Genomic DNA, 18,445 nt, shown 5'->3' on the forward strand with positions numbered 1-18,445 from the left:
TGGCTTCGGTTAGTTGATGGTTCATTCCACCCCCCTGCCCCGCCATGCGTCGGTGGGATTTATTACAGACGCGGGCGGGCGGGCGGCGGGCGGCGTGGTATTTTCGACGATGGAGCGGTGGAAGTCACGCCATGCGTCGGTCATTCGGTGTTCGTCGTCAATCAGCCCGATGCGTCTCATTTCGGCCATTGTGGAAGCCCACTCAATATACAGGTCGCGCGGCATGGCGTCCGCATCTCGCGCGGCGTCACGGGTCAGCGGGCGACCGTTGCGGGCCAGTTCGTAGAGCCGCATCCACTGCTCGCGGCTCATCTGGAAGTTGCCGCGCCGGATGACGTTGCCCACGGCGCGGTCATGGATGACGGGGCGGACGGCCTGCTCTGTGCCTGTAATTGTCGTTTCGCGTTCGATGACCGATAGCGTGTCCAGTACCTGAAGCCGCCATATCAGCGCGGCCAGAAACGCGGCCGCGCCCAACAGGGCGGCGATCCAGAGCCAGCGTGCCTGTAGCGGGATCAGCATGACCACGGCGGCCGCGCCGACGGTGGCCGCTATTCCGCATAGCGTGGCCACCGTCAACGGGCCGGGCGTGTCGCTCGACAGCGACGACGGCTGCCGGGAGTAGCTGACGCGACGGGCGGCGGGTGCGGTGTACTCGTACTGCTCCAACATTGCCTCCTGTTCGAGCGGCTACCACTCGCCGTCGTGGTAGTCGGGGCCGTCGTTTTCAAGGAAGTCGATCAGCCCCCGCAGGCCGCGCCATATCAGGTACAAAATGCCGAGACCGACGGCGGCCCCGGCAATGAGCAGTAACAGTTCCATGATTTGCCTCATTTTTGTTCTTTACGTGCCACGGGCTGGGTGATAACTCTGGTCAGGTTGGCCCCGGTCAGATCAATATTGACCATGTCGGCCTCGCGCAGGGTTGCCCCACTCAGGTTAGCCTCGCTCAGGGTTGCCCCACTCAGGTTAGCCCATCTCAGGTCTGCCTCGCGCAGGTTGGCCCATCTCAGGTCGGCCCCGCGCAGGTAGGCCCCGCTCAGGTTGGCCCATCTCAGGTTGGCCCCGGTCAGGTTGGCCTCGCTCAGGTTGGCCCATCTCAGGTTGGCATCGAACAGGTTTACTTCGCTCAGGAAAGCCTTGCTTAGGTTTGCTTTGCTCAGGTTGGCCCCGCTCAGGTCGGCCCGGCTCAGGTCGGCCTCGCTCAGGTCTGCCCCGCGCAGGTAGGCCCTGCGCAGGTTTGCCCCGGAAAGGTCTGCCCCGGAAAGGTCTGCCCCGGAAAGGTCTGCCCCGGAAAGGTCAAGACCGCTCAAATCAATATATGGTTGCCATTCCTCCGGCAGCCGTCCCTCCGGTACTCCCAACTCAATCAGTTGTCTTCGCGTTTCGTTCCAGTTCATTTCGTCTGCCTCCGGCTTTGCCGCCTGAGCCGTCGGGCGCAAATACGACTCAGGCGGCGGTCTCTTAACTACCGTTGCGTGGAACACATGCCAGACAGTCCGCGCCCTTTCCGGCTACGGGCAAGTCGCCCCATGCCGGTTTTCATCCGGTGGCTTTGACTGGCCGCCGGAGTGAATCAACCTTATCGCTCGTCCTTTTCAGGAAAGAGCGCGTAATAAATCCGCTCGATGATGAACAGGAGGACGATGAAAGCGAGAATGCCGAGGAAGGATAAAAAGATTGTGGTCATTGTGTTGTCTCCTGAAGTCCCCCGCCGCCTGACCGTCTAGCTGGTCATGATTGCCGTGGCCGATGCTGTGCCGGTACAAGCCACGTCACGAGTCGGGCAGCGGGGTTAGCGCTTATTCCTCGTAAGCTCCGTTGGCGACGACGGCGACGGGCGTGTCCCCGAACATGTCGTCTTGTGCGGACGGGGCGACGCCGTTACTCTGGACATCCACAGCGTTTTGGCGCACATTCGTTTTTGCCGCCGCCGGGGTTGCCCCTCTGACGCGGATGGACGGAACATTCCCGCCGCCGACCTTGACCATATCCACGCCTAGCGTAACCGTTGCGCCACGCCAGCGGTCTGTCTCTGCACCCAGAGACGCGGCAAATGCCCGAGCATTGGTTTTGTTGAGGATGAGCTTCTTTGGGCGTTCAACAAACGAAACGATTATTTTCGTCTGTTCGCCACGCGGCCCCCCGACCTTGTCCTCGAATACATCCTTGATAGTCATCGAGACTGTTTTGTTGTGGCCGATCATTTCAGCCGACAACCACTCGAATAAATCTGTCGAAAATATGTTCACGTCTATTTCTCCTTTTGATTGAATGTGCTCCAGCGTGTCCAGGACTGAGCTGAGCAGTTCGGATAATGTGCGATACCATGGCGTTCCAAATCCCATCGTCGCCGTGGGATTGACCCGGTAAGAAAAAGATGCCCCGTATGTGCCACACACTTCGACCACGCGCTCAAGGGTAAGGCCGGGGGCTTTGATAGTGTCGCGGATAGTCGCCTCCGCCTCCTCGATGATGGCCAGTGTCATGATAGATTCTCCTTGTGGTTGCTGTTTATCTCGTACCGGCCAGAAACCAGTACAGGGTCTCGTAGTAGTCAGCCAGCGCGGCCTCTTCTTCGGCCTGCTGTTGCCATTCGTCGTCGTCTTGCGGCCCGTAGATGTCCAGTTCGTCGTCACGTCCGTTCATTGGAGGCCTCCATTGATGCGTTCGTGGATGGCCATTGCCATGATGTGCTTGCAGTAGGAGCGGCCATTGATGACCGCCGGGCGCCGGGCGAACGCCGGACAGGTGCATTGCCAGCCATTGTCGGGGGTGTATGTGAGCCGGTAGGTCGTGCCAGCGGCGTTGCGGACGTGTACCAACTTGGCCGACAGGACGAGCACGCCGTTATCGCGCTCGGCGTACTCGGCCGCTTTGTCGGCCATGCTCGCCAGGTGCGGGTGACGGGCGGCGATGCGGGCGGCGGCTGTCTGGATGGCGGTGGATAGGTCTTGGGTTGCGGGTTGTGTTATCATCTCTGTGTACTCCTGTTCGCTTAATTCCTAACTATGTACATAGTATAGCATCTATGTACATAGTTGTCAATACCCAAAACTATTGACTTTCAAGATTGATTGATTTACTATGTACATATGTCACCTAGAGATGCAAAACAAGAGATTAAAGACTATCGGCCGGTTCTTGCCGTAGAGGCCAGGGATTCGCTTATGGAGTTGGCTAAGGCTCTGGCCTTCCAGGTCAGTCGGCATGGTACGTATTACGGCCAGCCGTCCGTCCGTGACATGCTTGAATCGCTGGCCGAGGCTTACCGCGCCGATAGCGGCGAGGTTGAAACGGCGTTGCGTGCCATTGGCGTCGTGAAGCCCGCCGAAAATGGAACCTAATCACGCCGGTTCCCATTCAGCGGTTAACGCCGACAGCGCCGTCAGTGCCGCGCTCAGGTCGCGCATTGCCCGTAGCTCGTCGGTCTGGAACCACCAGCGCCGCCATGCGTTTTTGTCGCTCATGTTACACCTCAGAATGGCGGCGGCTCGGTCGCCTGTTCCATCAATGCCCGACGTATCCAGTCAATCGCCGCGCCGTTCTCGATTTGCTCCCTAGTAACATGCAGTACCTTCCAACCAGTGACAATTGCCTCGTTGCCCTTCTCGCAATCGCGGGTGATTCCGGCGGCCGTGTTATGGCCGGATTTCGCCATGTAGATACCGCCTTGTATCTCGACAGCGACCCGATGCTCCGGCCATGCCAGGTCAAACCGCCAGCGACGACGCGGGTGAAACCTGTACTCAGTCATCGGCGCCGGCATGTCGTTAATGCGCAGATAAAACAATAGCGTCTCCTCCAGGCCGGACGCGCTCATCTCGATTCTCCCGCCCGGCTGAACCATCGGCGCATCCTGCCCCGCGCCGCGTCCGGCGAATCGCCGAAAATCACCTGTATAATTTGGTTATTCCTGTCCCGCGCCAACGCCATGTAGCCGCTCAGAATGCGGCAACGACTCACCTCAATTTTGTGATTCATAAATACCTCCACAGAGCGTAATCATAACGGACTCCCTCCGATCGCATTTCCACAGCCAGCGGCAGGCCGTACTCGGATGCCCAGCGGGTGAATAGTTCGTAGTCCAGTTCGGCCACAATGTTGTTGTCCAGCATCCAGTCCATCGTCTGGACGTCGCCGACGCAATCGCCCACGAGCACCCGCTCCCACGTCTCTGCACCGACGGGCCGCATGAGCACGACCTTGCCAACCTGATCGCAATCGGTTGTCGCCGCGTAACCGGCAACAGTCTGCCAGTCGTCCGGCGGCGTGTTGCGCCACCAGTCGTTGGCGAACCGATGGGCGACAACCCCCTCGAACACGCCGGGGTCATAGCGCGAGACGTAGCCGGTTTGTGGCGACGTCCTCGGCGCAACGAGCGCGGCCAGCAGCATGGCCGCAGGCAACAGGCGGCTCATCGCGTCACCTCCCTCCTGCCCTGACACGCCATGACGGCACCTCCCACAACCGCGCCGACAGCCTGACGACCAGCCGCTGAAGCCGGGCGATGGTGGCGTCTTTCGTCTCGTCGGGGCCGTCTGCGCCGGAGAGCGTCACGGCGAGGGCCTGGGATATTGTCGATTTACTCATAATGTCTCCATTCCCGGATGTGCCCGGCTGACGAACGTCGCCATTTCCGGTTTCCATCCGATAGTGACACTGCCCGTTGCCCCGTCGCGGTTTTTGGCAATGATGACCTCAGCGTCGGTAACAGGGGCGGTATCGTCGTAATAGCTGTCGCGGTGGATAAAGAGCACGGCATAGGCGTTTTCCTCGATTTGCCCGGACTGTCGCAAATCCGAGAGCATAGGCCGCTTGATTGCCCGCGCGTCAACGCCCCGGTTCAGTTGCGCCAGTGTCAATCCCACCACGTTGAGCGACTTATAGATGTTGGCGAGGTCAATTGCGATAGCGCCCAGGTCTTGCACCTCATTGCCGGTCGGCTGGTTGGCCGGCATGATGTGCATATGGTCAACAATCACCATGTCGAGGCCGTGGGCGGCGAAGATACGCGAGGCGCGGGCGCGTACATCCGACGGCCGTATGCCCGCCGTCGCGTCGATGTAGATACTGCTATCGGCCAGCTTACCCCCGGCCTTCATGACGAGCGCCTGATCCTGGGTGGATAGTTCCCGCCGTCGGGCCGGTTTCAGGCGTTCCACGGGGATGCGTGTCATGAGTGATACGAGCCGGTTTGTGATTTGCTCCTGACTCATCTCCAGGCTGAATAGCAGCACCCGCTTGCCCTGTTTCATGGCCGCGTGCAGGGCGATGCCCAGCGCCAGTGACGACTTGCCCATCGACGTGCGCCCGGCAATGAGGTATTGATGCGGCCGCTCAAACCCGCCGAGGAAGCGGTCAAGGTCAAGAAGGCCGCTGCCGATAATGCGCGGCGTATCGGTTGACACGACATCGGCCATGAAGCTGTCGATGTAGTCGCTCATGTATCGCCGGGGTGATAGGACGGTTCCCCGATTGGCATTGTTGCCGGCGTCGAATACGGCCGCCTCTGCGGAGGCGAACGCCTCATCAATCGGCAGAGCCTGGTTGTAGGCGACTTTGGCGACTTGTCCGGCGGCGTGAATCAGACGGCGGCGGGCGGCTTTCTCGGCCACGATACCGGCGTAGTGGGCGACGTTGATCGACGTGGGGACGGTATTCAGAAGGTCAAGGATATAGGGCTGATCGCCGCTATCCTCCAGCCGCTCGATACGCCGCAATTCTGCGGACAGGGTCAACAGGTCAAGCGGCTCACTGCGGCCGTACAGGTTGCCGATGGCCTCGTAAATCCATTGATGCGGCGGCCGGTAGAAACTGGTCGGCTCCAGGATTTCGGCCACGTCGTAATAGGCGTCAGGGTCGATGAGCAATGAGCCAAGCACGGCTTGCTCCGCCTCCACGTCACACGGGGGCTGATATTCGTCGATATTCATTGCCTAAATTCCTCTTGAGATAGTCGGTGTCTTTGCCGTTGGCGGTGGCGATGCGGTCGCTGCCGCCGATGGCCCGGATAGCCGCTTTGAGCCGCTCGTCTGAGTAGTCGCGGCGGGTGATAGCCTGAATAGCGCGCTGCCAGATGGAATCGTCGTCGGCGGTGACGGCGTGCGCCGACAGTTCGGAGGCCCGGTTAATGTAGATGTTCCTGATGCTGTGCGGGTTGGATAGCGGGTAGGTTTTCCCGCTCGTGTTCGTACCCTTCCCCCAACAAAACGCAATCGAGGCGTCAACCACTACCCGCGCCATTTCTTCATCGCCGCCAACCCGGTTCAAGATGGCGCTCAGCGTTGGTTTCCAATAGTCCTGGTACATCGACGCATGGACATCAGGCACGCCGGCTACGATTCCCGCTTTCGTGGCGAAGTGCTCAGCAAGGGCGAGAACCGGGGCATCTAAAACTACTTCTACTTCTTCCGGCTTGGGCGGCGTAGTAGTAGGATGGTTAATCGGATGGTTAATGGATGGTTTAGGTGACACAGTGTCACCCCCTGGGGTGTCATCCTGACACATTCCAATGTGACAAATTGGCACACTGGAATGTGCCAATTTGTCACTTACGGGATGTGTCATTTTGTCACTTACCAACGATGTGAGGATTATCTGGTACATGTTGGACGTGTCCTGGCGGCGACGGCGAATCAGATAGCCGGATTTGACAAGCGCATCGAGGGCGCGGATGACAGTTCGCTTAGACAGGGCGCACTTGCGAGCTATCTCCGGTATCGACGGATAGGCGTTGCCGCCGTCGTCACTGGCGTTATCGGCCAATGCCAATAACACGAATCGCTGGGTTGAATCTGTTGGGCCGTATTCCCATACGGCGCTCATTACCTTTACGCTCATAACCCATCCCCTTAGTACGGCAGACGGCCGTCATTGTGGAATAGGTCATGGCATCCACGACACAGCACCACGAGGTCGGCGTCGCGTTCGTGGCCTAACCTCTCATACGTGTTGTGGTGGACGTCGAGCCGCGCTTCCGCGTGGCACACCTGACAATGGTTCTCAGCCAGAGCCAGCGCCCGCAGACGGCGCTCCTTCCAGCCGTCGGATTTGATGTACTCGCTGTATGGGAGTTGTGTCCGCGCCCCGGCCCGGCGGCAGGTATCGCAGACGCGCAGCTTTCCGGCGGCCATTGCGAACGCGGCCTGTGGGTTTTTGCTCTGAAACGTCTCGCCGCAAATATCGCACTCGCGGCTTATCTGGATTGCGTCATGGCGTGTTGCCAATCTCATGGTCTCACCTTGCCTTTCAACTTGCTCACCCTGTCGCGGGGTGATACCCTTGCCGGGCCAGATATTCCTCAACAGCGAGGATGAGTTCGTCGGGGAGGCCGGTTGATTCTCCCCGCTGGAAATATTCTTCCAGGGCGGCTTCGATGACGGCGCTCTCGGTTCGTTTCTCTCGCTTGGCGGTCGCGCTCAGTTCAGCGCGAAGGGCTGAGGATAGGCGGATATTCTTTTGGTCCCTATCGAGGGCTTTCTCTCTTGCCATTGACAACACCTCCATGTGGATTATCCCACTAAGGTTATTATATAATACAACATGGTACTTTGTCAAATACTTAGATGCTTCAGTTTGCGTCTCGCCGTCCCCCTGTCGCGCAGCGGCTACTCCCCCAAGTAGCCGCTTTGTGTTGTTATCACCACGACTTTAGCCGCTAACTCGCGCTACTCTCTTCACTTGCCTTGGGTGGTCTGCCCGCTCCCTCGCGCCGCCCACCCCACCCCGCGACGGGCTGCCCCTTCAGCATACGCGCCGCCTTCGTCACTGTCCGATAGGCTGCGGCGTGGCTGCACCCGTATTTCTCCATCATGGCCCGCCGGATGCTCAGCCGGGTCGGCTGATAGTCATTGCCGGCCATCTTTAGTTCCTCTATCGCAAAGTGTAGCCGTTCATTGTGATCGCGCTTGCGGGTCATAGTTGCTCCTGTGCTTTCACCTTGAGGGTTACCACACCCTCCAAGGTTCCTGCGGTCGCGTATTTCTTGCCATTGTATTCGTGCATTTCGTTTCTCCTATTTACCTGTCTGCCTATCTCAGCTACCCACTTCCACCCGGTCAAAGCCGTTCTGTTTTGCGAAGGCCATAGCCTGTTTCTTTGCCTCGCTGAATGTTCCGTGCCAATTTTGCTCACTGCGCCCGTTGCCACTGAAACGAAACCACCAATTGCCCGTGCCTCTCGGCTTGCGTCCGTGCGCTGCTTGAAATTGGTTGTCACTGAATGTTACCTGCGTCATTTCGTTTCTCCTTTTGCTCGCTTAACTATGTACACAGTATATGTCATTTCGATATGATTGTCAATAGCCAATATGAGCAAAATGGTACATATAGACACATCTGTATATGTGTTCCTGCTGGTGATAGACAGGCTTGTGTTGACGCTGTATGTAGGGATGTGGCATAATACGGGCAGGGAGGGGCGCTTGACGTAACGTTATGCTATGACAAATTACCGCAATCGCATCTTGGGACTTGAATATATCAAGACTGCCGACTTGACGGAACACCCCGGCAACTGGAGAGAACATCCGGCTGCCCAGGCTGAGGCGCTGAAAGGCGTCCTCAATGAAGTCGGCATTGCGGGCGCTCTGTTAGCCTACCGCAGCCAGCGGCAGGGCGGGGCGCTGGTCGTCATTGACGGCCATCTACGCAAAGACGCCGCCCCGCAGACGTGGCCGGTGCTGGTGCTGGATGTTGACGACGCCGAGGCCGACTACCTTCTCGCTACCCACGACCCTTTAGCGGCAATGGCGACGGCCGACGCCGGGGCGCTTGACGCGCTGCTATCGAGCGTGCAGAGTGGCGAGGCGGCGGTGCAGCAGATGCTGGCGGAGTTGGCTGAGGGGGCGGGGCTGTACCCGCCACAGGAAGACCCGCAGGACGCCGAGCCGAAGATTGACCGGGCGGAGGATCTGCGGGTGAAGTGGGGGGTGGAAACAGGGCAGATATGGCGATTGTCGAGCCGGACGGCGGGGAGGGAGCATCGGTTGATTTGTGGGGATTGTACGGATGGGGATGTGGTGGAGCGGGTGATGGGGGGGAAGATGGCGGGGATGGTGTTTACTGATCCCCCATTTGCTACTTTTGCAAGTTCGACAGGAAAACTAGAGATTACAGACTTTGGGATGATTCGCCCGTTTTATGAGAAGTTGTTAGATGCTACCTTGCCCTGTGTGGAGCGTGGAAGGGCCTTATTTATTTGTTGTGATTGGCGTAGTTATCCGATGCTGTTTGGGTTGGGAAAGATTGATCCCAAGAATCTGATTGTCTGGGTTCATGGTGCGATGAGGATGGGGGCGAATTTTCGGCCCCAGCACGAATTCATTCTGTATGCGTTGAACACTGGTTTTAACGCCAGATTCGCAAGCAGAATAAAGGATTATGAGCTTTGGAAAATCGAGGATCGGAGCATAGGCGATGTTTGGGATATCCCACAAGCCGAGGCATCGCCGGGAGCTAACCGGATACATATAAGTCAAAAACCAGTGAGGTTACCTGAGTTCGCGATCATACATTGTAGCCGTGAGGGCGAGATTGTGGGGGATTGGTTTTCAGGCTCCGGGACTGTTCTCATTGCGGCGGAGAATACGGGGCGGGTGTGTCGGGGGGTTGAGATTTCGCCGGGGTATGTGGCGGTGGCGTTGCAGCGGTACAGTGATGCCTTCGGTATCACGCCGGAGTTAATCGACTAATGGCCGCGAAATCTGACAAAATCACACACCCCATAAAAAAGCGGCCATCGGTTGTCCAGATCGAGGACGCCATTCGCAAGGCGGCGGGCAACGTCACAGCGGCGGCGCGTGGGCTGGGCATCGGCCGGACGTCGCTCCACGCCCGCATTGCGCGGTCTCCGGCGTTGCAGCAGGTGCTGCAGGAAGAGCGGGAATCACTGGTGGACATGGCCGAGAGCGCATTGCGGGCTGAGGTTCTTGACCGCAACATGACGGCCGTCATCTGGACGTTGAAGGCATCGCCCGAAGCCAAGCGGCGGGGCTGGGGGGAACGGCAAGAGGTTACCGGTGTGGACGGCGCACCTATCCAGGTTGAATACATCAATGATTGGCGCAATGAGAGCGAAGGGTAGGATTAAGCTCCCCCACCCGCACCCCGGCCAGCGGCACGTATTGAGCCACGCCCGCCGATTCAACTGGCTATCGGCGGGGAGGCGCTGGAGGAAAACAACCCTCGCCATGTCGATTGTCGTGGAGGCGGCTATCCGGGGCGGCACTTACATCTGGGGCGCCCCGACGTATGATCAGGTGCGTATCGGCATGGGTGAAGTCAAGCGAGCATTAGGCGCGGCAGGGACAATCAACCTGAGCCGGATGACATACGAACTGCCACAGATGGGCGGCACTATCGTTTTCCGCAGCCTGGACAATCCCGACAATGTGCGCGGCTACACGGCCGATGGCGTGGTCATGGACGAAGCGGCTTTTATCAAGGGTGACGCATGGATCGAGGTCTTGCGGCCGATGCTGATTGATACCGGCGGTTGGGCGTGGGGCATTGGCACTCCGAAGGGGCGTAACTGGTTTCATCAGGAATTTAGCAAGGCACAAGACCATGATGATTACATGGCGTGGCAGATACCGACGCGGGGCGTCAAGGTGGTTGATGGCGAATTGGTACACGACCCGCACCCGCTGGAAAATCCCGACGTGCCCTTCTCTGAGATTGTCCAGATGTGGCAGTCCATGCCGGAGCGGGTATTTGAGCAGGAGATACTCGGCATATTCCATGACGATCTAGGCGGCGTCTTTCACCGCGTCATGGAATGCGCTACGGCCACGCCCCTCGACGGCCCGGTCTCCGGCCGCGCCTATGTCGCCGGGGTTGACGTGGCCGACGCCGCTGACTTCACGGTGATCAGCATTCTTGACGCCCGGACGCGCGAACAGGTCTATATTGACCGGTTTAACCGCGTCGGCTATACCGCGCTCGAAGATCGTATTCATGCCGCTTATAATCGCTGGAATGTCCAGACGATGATCATCGAGGACAACAGCATCGGCCAGCCGGTGATTGACCACTTGCGCGGCCGCGGCATGAGCATTGTCCCCTTCCATACGTCGGCGGCGACGAAACAGCCGCTTATTCAGGCGTTGCAATCGGCGTTTGAACACGGGACAATCAGGATATTGCCCGACCCGATTCAGGTGGGAGAGCTTCAGGCTTACGAGGGCAAGCGGCTGGCCGGCGGCATGAGCTACAGCGCGCCGTCGGGTTTGCATGACGATATGGTTATGGCATTGGCATTGGCGTGGCACGGCGTGGACAGGCAACCGGCCCCCATACCGCGACAGGCGGCACAACAAAGCAGGTGGCAGAGGTTCTAATGGCGAAGCAAAATCTGTATAACGACATCGGCGATATAGGATTGAACACCAGCGGTTGGGGGGAATCGGGCGACGAATTTCTTGACGAGTGGCGTGGCGCGGCGAACAAGGCCAAGCGGGTCAGGGAGATGCTCTACAACAGCGCGACGGTTGGGGCGTTGCGTCTGGCCGTCGAGATGCCGCTGCGCGATATTGACTGGCAGTTCATAAGCGACGAGGGCGAGGACGACCCGCGGCTGGAGTTGCTCAACGAATCGTTTGGCGCATTGTCCCATAGCTGGAACGACCACGTGACTGACGCGCTCGACTTCCTGTGGTACGGGTGGTCGATGTTTTCAATCACCTACCAGCAGCGTGACGGGCGCATCCTGTGGCGCAAGTTTCGGCCGCTGGGGCATGACACATTACAGCGGTGGCTGTACGATGAAGATGGAGGCATGGCGGGCATTCAGCAATGGCCGCACCTTAACCCCGCTCCCGTTCCTATTGAGCGCATGGTCATCTATCGCTTTCGCCGGGCGCGTGGCAATCCTGAGGGGTTCAGCATCTTGCGCCCGGCGTGGCCGTCGTGGTATTACGCCAAAAACATTCAGCACGTCGAGGCAATCGGTATCGAGCGCAACCTTGCGGGCCTTCCCATTGTCCAGTTGCCGGAGGGGGCTGACACGACGGAAAGCGACAGCGAAGACACCGACGTGGGCCGCGCCCGGCAGTTGGCCAAGTCCGTGCGCAACGACAGCAACGCGGGGCTGGTCATCCCGTTTGGCTGGGACTTCCGGCTCGCGGCGTCGGGCGGCACGGGGGCGAACAATACCGACGCGGTGATTAGTCGCTATGACAAGCGCATCCTGATGAGTGCATTGGCGCAGTTCATCATGTTGGGGATGGACAACATCGGCGCGCTGGCCACCTACTCCGGCTCGCAGGACTTCTTCACCCTGACGTTAAACGCCGTGGCCGACACGATGGCCGAGACGTTTACCAAGTTCGCGGTCGAGCGGCTGTTGAGCCTTAACGGCCTCGACCCGCACGGCGTGCGACTGACCCACAGCCCCGCGGGCGGGCTGAAGCCGGAGCAAATCGCGACCGCGCTGGGGCAAATCGGGCAAAGCGGGTTCCTGACGTGGTCGGCGGATGACGAGGTCTGGTTGCGCTCCATCTTTCGCTTGCCGGTGCGGGACGTGGAGACAATTCAGGCCGACCGTGACGAGGCCCAGGCTGCCCGCGCCGAGGCAGCGCGACAGGCAATGACAATGCCAACCATTGACCGGCAGACCGCCGAGGTTGAGCCGGAGGAATACGCCGCCGACGGCGATGACGCGGCCCGGCAGAAGTGGGAGAGGCAGTGGCAAAAGAAAATGGCGGTGTTTCTGGCCCGGCAACAGAACGATGTAATGCGACAGGCGAGGCGCGAACATGGCCGATAGCATCTACTCCGTGGAATGGTGGCGGCGGTACTTGTCGGGCTTGCGCAGCGAGTTCGCCGAGTTGACGATGAACATCCTGCTGGCCGGTGGCGACGCCGGTCGTATCGGCGGCATCTCGATAGACTGGGAAGCGTACAATCAGGACGCGCTGGACTGGCTCGACATGTATCTCGGTGACAAGCCCTTGCCCGGTCTGACCAGTGAGGGGGCCTACCCGTGGGCGTGGGCGGTGAACGAGACGACCCGGCGCGGCGTGACGGACGAGATAACCCGCTGGGTCAAATCCGGCGCGCCGTTGCCAGAACTGGAGCTACGGTTGCGCGGGCTGTTTGACGACCGTCGCGCGCACATGATCGCCGTGACCGAAGTGACGCGCATTTACGCCAGCGGCAACGTCATGGCGTGGAAGGCGTCGGGCGTGGTGGACGGAAAACGCTGGCAGACGGCGCGAGACGAGATGGTATGCCCGATATGCAGCAAGCTGCACGGCTCCTACGTTGACCTGCGCGGGGGCTGGGAGTTTTCCGCGGCGGTGCTGGCCGCCAACCCCGAACTGGCCAAAGCCCTGAGGGCGCCGATGACCGTGATCGTGCCGCCAGGGCATCCCGGCTGCCGTTGCTGGCTAACCCCTGTAGTCCTCGCCGCGCTATCGGATGACGAGGCGGCGGCGGGATTATTCGACCCGATGGGAGGCACGCCATGACACAGATTGACATCGAGGTGACATTCAACCCGCCTGACCTTGCCCAGCGGATGCGCAACTACCCGGAACGGCTGGAGCGCGAGATGGAACAAACGATGAAACAATCGTTGTTGCATGTTCAGGGCAGCGTACCGCAATACCCCTCCCCGCCGTCGGGTAGCGGTTACGTTCGCACAGGGACGATGGGCCGCAGCATCGGGCTGGACGGGCAAGCCGAGATTTACGAGACGCGGCGCATTGGCGGCGGCTACGAGGCGCGGCTGGGCACGCGGCTGGAATATGCGCCATACGTCATCGGTGATGATACCCAGGCATGGATGCACAAGGGGCGATGGTGGACGCTGAAGAAAGTCGGAGAGAAGGCGAAGCCGGGCATTGAACGATTGTTCGAGGCAATGTCAAAGAGGCTGGCCGCGTTTCTGGACGGGCGATGATTGACACAACGGGGATCACCAGGGTGACAGTTACGCCGTCGCGTTACGGGATGCGGCGGGAGTACCGGCATCGCGCGCCGGATTGCTCCCGGCTGTTGTTCGTGGGCTATTTGCCGCCCGGCGCGTACATCGAGATTCGTTGCCCGGCTTGCGGGCGGATGCACGTCATTACAGCAGCGGATGGAGAGGATACTTGACGCAAGGCGCGGTCATGTTGTAGAATGAATTGAAATCTCATACCTCACGGGTGGATGACTTGATCACTGGCCAATTGGCCGCCCGTTGACGCGACTGGAAACAGTTTGAGGCTATAAGCCCAGCGTCGCTCCTTTAAGGGGAGCGGCTCTGGGCTTTTCTCATTTTACGACTATGAGTGAATACGTAATTACCGATTTTGTGACCGTGGCGGCGGGGGAACCCTTCCGCCTGTTGCCGTTTGGGCAACTTGTGAAGAACGGACGCAAGCGCGAGGTCACGCGGGAACTGGCCGCGCGTTTCCGTTTGCCGCATTTTCGCCCGCCGATAAAGCTGGGATCGCACAAGGACGAGACCCCGGCGGGTGGCCATATCGTGGCACTGGAAGTGCGCGATGACGGATTGTATGCCGTGCCGGAATACAACGACGAAGGCGCGGCGGCGTTGGCTCGTGGGGCGTTTCGCTACCACAGCCCTGAGATTGTCTGGGAAGGCGGGCTGGAAGACCCGCAGACGGGGGATGTACAGGACGGGCCGCTCATCATTGGCGACGCGCTGCTGCACACGCCCCACTTGGGCGAGGCGGCGGCCCTGTATACAGCCGACATTACACAAGGAGAACAGAAAATGAGTGGAGAAACCGTAACTGTACCGGTTGGCTGGCTGGATCGACTTTTGGGCCGCGTGCCTGAGGAAACGCCCCCGCCCGCTCCTGTGGCGACGGTGGACACCGACCGGCTGACGGCGGTGGAGAGCGAGCGCGACGACCTCGCGGCAAAAATCGCCCGAATGGAAAGCGAAGCGGCGCAGGCCGAGCGTGTCCAGCGTTTCGCCGCCGAACTGGCCGAGACCTCGCTGGCCGATGACGACGGGTTGCCCGCCTTGCTGGCCGGGCTGTCCGACGAGACGGCCAGCGAGTTGATGCGCCGGTTTAAGGCGTTGGCTGAGCAGGCCCGCGTGAGTGCGCTGACGGCCAACGTCGGGCACGAGGGACAAGCCCCCAGCGGCGACCCCGTGATGGAACTTGACGCGGCCATCAAGTCTGTGATGGCAGCCGAGAAGATGGACTATGTGCAAGCAATGGCGCGGGTACGCGCGACACAGCCCGACCTGATCGCGGCTGCCTACCGATAGGAGAATAACAATGACAGCGAACAGCGGAGACAATCTTCGGATTCACGGATTGACGGCGGCCGCCGACCTTTCCGGCAAGCAGTACCACGCCGTGGCCCTTAACACGACCGGTCAGGTCAAGGTCGGGGCAAAGACGGCGGCCAATATCGGTATTTTGCAAAATGACCCGGTCGCCAATGAGGCGGCTTCGGTCGTGGCCGCCGGTATGACCAAAGCCTACGCGGGCGGAGACATTCCTCGCGGCTCGTGGGTGACGTGCAATTCGACGGGGCAATGCATCGTGAGTACCACGGCCAATGCATCGATGATTGGTCGCGCCGTGACCGTCGGAGCAAGCGGCAAATTGTTTGAGGTCTTCGTCGCCCTGACGAACTACTAGGAGGGATGGAGTTAAGACATGGCACTTCCAACGATTAACGATGTTCAATTGGTCGAGCCGGTGCTGACCAACATGATGGTCGGCTACCGGCAATCGGCGGCCAACTTTGTCGCCGGTCGGGCGTTTCCTTCCGTGCCGGTGAGTTCGGACAGCGGCTCTTTTGCCAAGCTGACCAAGAAGTATTTTTTCACCGACGGGCTGCGCGACCGCGCGCCCGGCGACCCGTTTGCCCGGCTGGAGTTCGGCGTGGATAAGGGGACATACGCGACCCGTCAATTCGCCGCCGACTACGCTCTCGCTGACGAGGTTCGCGCCAACTCGCAGATTCCGATGGAACTGGAGCGCGTGGCCATCGAGTTTCTGGCTCAGAAGTCGCTGCTCCGCAAGGAGTTGCAATTCGCCGCCGACTTCATGAAGACCGGCGTCTGGGGCACGGATTTAACCTCTGCTCGCAAATGGGACAATTCTTCCTCCGGCGACCCCATTGGCGACATCCTGCTGGCGTCTGACGCGATCTCCGGCGCGACGGGCTACGTGCCCAACACGCTGATCATCGGTTACGACGCTTACCGCGCGTTGATGATTCATCCCGACGTGGTTGACCGCCTGAAATACGTCATGGCGACGACCGACGCGCTGGTGGCGTCGTCGCTGACGGCGGTGCTGGGCGTCAATCAGATTCTGGTTTGCCGCGCGAACTATGACGCCACTAACGAGGCGAGCACTTTCACGGCCTCGCCGATCATCGCCGACAAGGCGTTGCTGATTTACAACAACCCCGGCGCGGGCATTTTCGACGCCACGGCGGGCAAGACGTTTACGTGGGCCGCCGGTGGCGGCGAGGGCACGATCTATCGCTATCGTGACGACGCGCGTCATGCCGACGTTCTGCAGCACAAGGAGCAGTGGGATCAGTGCGTGGTGGCCGCCGACCTCGGTTACTTCTGGTCGGACGTGATCGAGTAGTGGGTTGGTCTGGGCCGCGGGGCTGTGGTTACGTCAATCCGTATCCTGCTCCGCGCTATTGACGTGGCCACAGCCCCGCGGCCCAGACTTAGGAGCAGGGAATGGGAACGTGTTATATCGGAGTTGCTGAGGGCGGTATCGAATATGGCGAATGCCGCGACAGCATCGAACTGCTGGACAAACGACCCGGCGACAGCCTCCATTTTGGACGGGGCACGAAGGGTTACGAGGTTCGGCAGCAGCACTTTAACAGATTCATAGCAAGCGAGCATGAGTGGCTGCTCATGCTCGACGGCGACATGGTCTATTCGCCCGACACACTGGAGCAGCTGCGGTCGCACGGCGTGCCGTATGTGAGCGGTTACTACCTGCAACGGCGGCACAGCCCGCTCTTGCCGGTCTGGTTCCATCCCGGTGACGAGTGGCCCTTGCGTCCGTTTCTCGAAGACCCGGAGCAGGGGCGTTTGCACCCGTTGGGGGCGTCGGGCTGGGGCTGTGTCCTGATTCATCGGGACGTGGTTCAGGATACGCGGCAAAAGGTACTGCGCGGCGAATGGGATGTCATCGAGGATGAAATGGCAATGTGGCCCTATGACCTGACCGAGGTCATGGGCGCGCTGGCCGCGGGGGACGTTGACACACTTCAGCAACTATTGCGCCCATTGCGGGGGCAATACGACCGGCGGCCGGTGGGCAGTGACATCCGCTACCCGGTCATGGCGCGGGCGGCGGGATACGACTTATGGGGCGACCCCGACGTGCGACCCGGCCACATGCTGAATTACGTCTTGCATCCGTCGGACTACGCGGCGCAGGGCGCGAGCACCTACGCGACCACAATGCGCGAGGTCTACGACGCTACCGACCGCGGGCGCGTTCTGTGGGCTGAGCGCATAGAGGCCCTGAAACATGAATAGCATTTGTTTCGTCACGGCGGGGCCGGTCGAATGGGGTAGTAGCCGGATGCGTGCCTACTGGCCCGCGCGGTATATAGCCGATGCGACCGTGGTCACGATGGCCGAGGTGAAGCAGGGCAAGCTACCCGATGCGGCGGTGTACGTATTCCAGAAGCTGATTGCCACGACGCTGGCCGTCGAGTTGCGGGCGTTGGGCAGGATTGTCGTCTGGGATGTATGTGACCCCTCGTGGTGGTTTGACAAGACAGGCGCGATAGAGGCGGTCAACAACGTCGATTGGATCGTCGCCTCCAGCTTACCGCTGGCCGTTGACTTGGGGGCGTGGGCGGCTGTAAATGGCACAGAGACCAAAAAGATGACAGTCATCCCTGACCGGGTGGAGCTATCGCATTTCGACCCGCCGCTTCGTTACGTGCCCGGCGAGCCGGTGAAGCTCATCTGGTACGGAATAGCCGCCAACCGGCTCGCCCTTTTCGCCGCCGTGGTCAACCTGATGCGCTGGCGGGGTGACGGCCATGATATATCGCTGACCATTTTCGACGACGCGCCCGATCTACATTTCCCCGGTCTCGACGCGGTTCTGCCGGTCACTTACGAGCGATGGACACTGGACACCGAGGCCGAGACGTTGGCGGCGCATCATATCGCCCTGCTGCCGCCCTATCCGGGGCCGTGGGGGCGCGTCAAGAGCAACAACAGGACGGTCACGGGGTTGGCGGCGGGGTTGCAGGTCATCACCGGCGAAAGCTATTACGACCTGCCGAACGCCATAAACGCGATGGAAGCCGGGCACGACCGGCGCGAGTACGTAGCCGCCAATTACAACGTCGAGCAATCGGCGCGACAGTGGGTGGACTTAATCAATGATCTATCTGGTGGCAAGTAGTACGGATAACTACTGGGAGCGGGCGCGGCCTTATCTGGCCAGCCTTGCCCATCACCTGAACCC

At 60.1% G+C, this 18,445-nt stretch carries 22 protein-coding genes; 12 read left to right on the forward strand and 10 right to left on the reverse strand.

What is annotated here, in order from left to right:
• Nucleotides 1-21: 21 nt before the first annotated feature.
• The 4 genes from IPM49_18520 to IPM49_18535 all read right to left on the reverse strand — a co-directional run bounded on the left by IPM49_18520 (nt 22) and on the right by IPM49_18535 (nt 2,888).
• Nucleotides 22-672 (reverse strand): hypothetical protein, encoded by a 651-nt coding sequence (locus tag IPM49_18520; protein MBK9276514.1) that lies wholly within the window; start codon nt 670-672, stop codon nt 22-24.
• A 158-nt stretch (nt 673-830) separates the two neighbouring features.
• Nucleotides 831-1,400, reverse strand: coding sequence for a pentapeptide repeat-containing protein (locus IPM49_18525; GenBank protein ID MBK9276515.1), 570 nt, complete (start codon nt 1,398-1,400; stop codon nt 831-833).
• Nucleotides 1,401-1,802: 402 nt separating this feature from the next.
• Nucleotides 1,803-2,489: a hypothetical protein gene (locus IPM49_18530; protein ID MBK9276516.1), complete on the reverse strand. Its 687-nt coding sequence runs from the start codon at nt 2,487-2,489 to the stop codon at nt 1,803-1,805.
• Between the two features lie 156 nt (nt 2,490-2,645).
• Entirely contained in the window at nt 2,646-2,888 is a 243-nt protein-coding gene (locus IPM49_18535; protein ID MBK9276517.1) for an SWIM zinc finger family protein, read from the reverse strand.
• A 207-nt stretch (nt 2,889-3,095) separates the two neighbouring features.
• Here IPM49_18535 and IPM49_18540 point away from each other — a divergent pair, with 207 nt between their 5' ends.
• Complete coding sequence (locus IPM49_18540) at nt 3,096-3,347, forward strand: hypothetical protein (GenBank protein ID MBK9276518.1); 252 nt, start codon at nt 3,096-3,098, stop codon at nt 3,345-3,347.
• Nucleotides 3,348-3,478: 131 nt separating this feature from the next.
• Here the strand turns inward: IPM49_18540 and IPM49_18545 are convergent, their stop codons facing one another.
• The 6 genes from IPM49_18545 to IPM49_18570 all read right to left on the reverse strand — a co-directional run bounded on the left by IPM49_18545 (nt 3,479) and on the right by IPM49_18570 (nt 7,509).
• Nucleotides 3,479-3,823 carry a hypothetical protein gene (locus tag IPM49_18545; GenBank protein ID MBK9276519.1) on the reverse strand — a complete coding sequence of 115 codons (345 nt, stop codon included), beginning with the start codon at nt 3,821-3,823 and terminating at the stop codon, nt 3,479-3,481.
• A gap of 157 nt (nt 3,824-3,980) precedes the next feature.
• The gene (locus IPM49_18550) at nt 3,981-4,397 is read right to left on the reverse strand and encodes a hypothetical protein (GenBank protein MBK9276520.1); all 417 of its coding nucleotides are present in this window, start codon (nt 4,395-4,397) and stop codon (nt 3,981-3,983) included.
• Nucleotides 4,398-4,589: 192 nt separating this feature from the next.
• A complete protein-coding gene (locus IPM49_18555) occupies nt 4,590-5,936 on the reverse strand; it encodes a replicative DNA helicase (protein MBK9276521.1) in 1,347 nt (448 codons plus the stop codon).
• On the reverse strand, nt 5,905-6,828 hold the full coding sequence (locus IPM49_18560; GenBank protein ID MBK9276522.1) for a helix-turn-helix domain-containing protein: 924 nt from the start codon (nt 6,826-6,828) through the stop codon (nt 5,905-5,907). The genes IPM49_18555 and IPM49_18560 overlap by 32 nt, the downstream gene beginning before the upstream one ends.
• 26 nt (nt 6,829-6,854) lie before the next feature.
• The gene (locus IPM49_18565; GenBank protein ID MBK9276523.1) at nt 6,855-7,235 is read right to left on the reverse strand and encodes a hypothetical protein; all 381 of its coding nucleotides are present in this window, start codon (nt 7,233-7,235) and stop codon (nt 6,855-6,857) included.
• A gap of 25 nt (nt 7,236-7,260) precedes the next feature.
• Nucleotides 7,261-7,509 carry a hypothetical protein gene (locus tag IPM49_18570; protein MBK9276524.1) on the reverse strand — a complete coding sequence of 83 codons (249 nt, stop codon included), beginning with the start codon at nt 7,507-7,509 and terminating at the stop codon, nt 7,261-7,263.
• A 934-nt stretch (nt 7,510-8,443) separates the two neighbouring features.
• Between IPM49_18570 and IPM49_18575 the strand changes: the two genes are divergently transcribed.
• The 11 genes from IPM49_18575 (at nt 8,444) to IPM49_18625 (ending at nt 18,382) form a co-directional block, all read left to right on the forward strand.
• Nucleotides 8,444-9,694, forward strand: coding sequence for a DNA modification methylase (locus tag IPM49_18575; protein ID MBK9276525.1), 1,251 nt, complete (start codon nt 8,444-8,446; stop codon nt 9,692-9,694).
• Complete coding sequence (locus IPM49_18580) at nt 9,694-10,086, forward strand: hypothetical protein (GenBank protein ID MBK9276526.1); 393 nt, start codon at nt 9,694-9,696, stop codon at nt 10,084-10,086. Before IPM49_18575 ends, IPM49_18580 begins: the two co-directional genes overlap by 1 nt.
• Before the next feature lie 106 nt (nt 10,087-10,192).
• Nucleotides 10,193-11,341 carry a hypothetical protein gene (locus IPM49_18585; GenBank protein MBK9276527.1) on the forward strand — a complete coding sequence of 383 codons (1,149 nt, stop codon included), beginning with the start codon at nt 10,193-10,195 and terminating at the stop codon, nt 11,339-11,341.
• Nucleotides 11,341-12,768: a hypothetical protein gene (locus tag IPM49_18590; protein ID MBK9276528.1), complete on the forward strand. Its 1,428-nt coding sequence runs from the start codon at nt 11,341-11,343 to the stop codon at nt 12,766-12,768. The genes IPM49_18585 and IPM49_18590 overlap by 1 nt, the downstream gene beginning before the upstream one ends.
• Nucleotides 12,769-12,808: 40 nt before the next feature.
• Nucleotides 12,809-13,471, forward strand: a complete 663-nt coding sequence (locus IPM49_18595; GenBank protein ID MBK9276529.1) for a hypothetical protein — start codon at nt 12,809-12,811, stop codon at nt 13,469-13,471.
• Entirely contained in the window at nt 13,468-13,905 is a 438-nt protein-coding gene (locus tag IPM49_18600) for an HK97 gp10 family phage protein (GenBank protein ID MBK9276530.1), read from the forward strand. The genes IPM49_18595 and IPM49_18600 overlap by 4 nt, the downstream gene beginning before the upstream one ends.
• Before the next feature lie 369 nt (nt 13,906-14,274).
• Nucleotides 14,275-15,234 (forward strand): hypothetical protein, encoded by a 960-nt coding sequence (locus IPM49_18605; GenBank protein MBK9276531.1) that lies wholly within the window; start codon nt 14,275-14,277, stop codon nt 15,232-15,234.
• Nucleotides 15,235-15,244: 10 nt separating this feature from the next.
• Nucleotides 15,245-15,613, forward strand: a complete 369-nt coding sequence (locus IPM49_18610; protein MBK9276532.1) for a hypothetical protein — start codon at nt 15,245-15,247, stop codon at nt 15,611-15,613.
• Between the two features lie 18 nt (nt 15,614-15,631).
• Nucleotides 15,632-16,579: a major capsid protein gene (locus IPM49_18615; GenBank protein ID MBK9276533.1), complete on the forward strand. Its 948-nt coding sequence runs from the start codon at nt 15,632-15,634 to the stop codon at nt 16,577-16,579.
• 101 nt (nt 16,580-16,680) lie between these two features.
• Nucleotides 16,681-17,496, forward strand: a complete 816-nt coding sequence (locus IPM49_18620) for a hypothetical protein (GenBank protein ID MBK9276534.1) — start codon at nt 16,681-16,683, stop codon at nt 17,494-17,496.
• Between the two features lie 97 nt (nt 17,497-17,593).
• Nucleotides 17,594-18,382, forward strand: a complete 789-nt coding sequence (locus IPM49_18625) for a hypothetical protein (GenBank protein ID MBK9276535.1) — start codon at nt 17,594-17,596, stop codon at nt 18,380-18,382.
• Nucleotides 18,383-18,445: the final 63 nt, after the last annotated feature.

The sequence above is a fragment of the Flavobacteriales bacterium genome (genome assembly GCA_016715895.1).
Lineage (GTDB): Bacteria > Bacteroidota > Bacteroidia > Flavobacteriales_F > PHOS-HE28 > PHOS-HE28.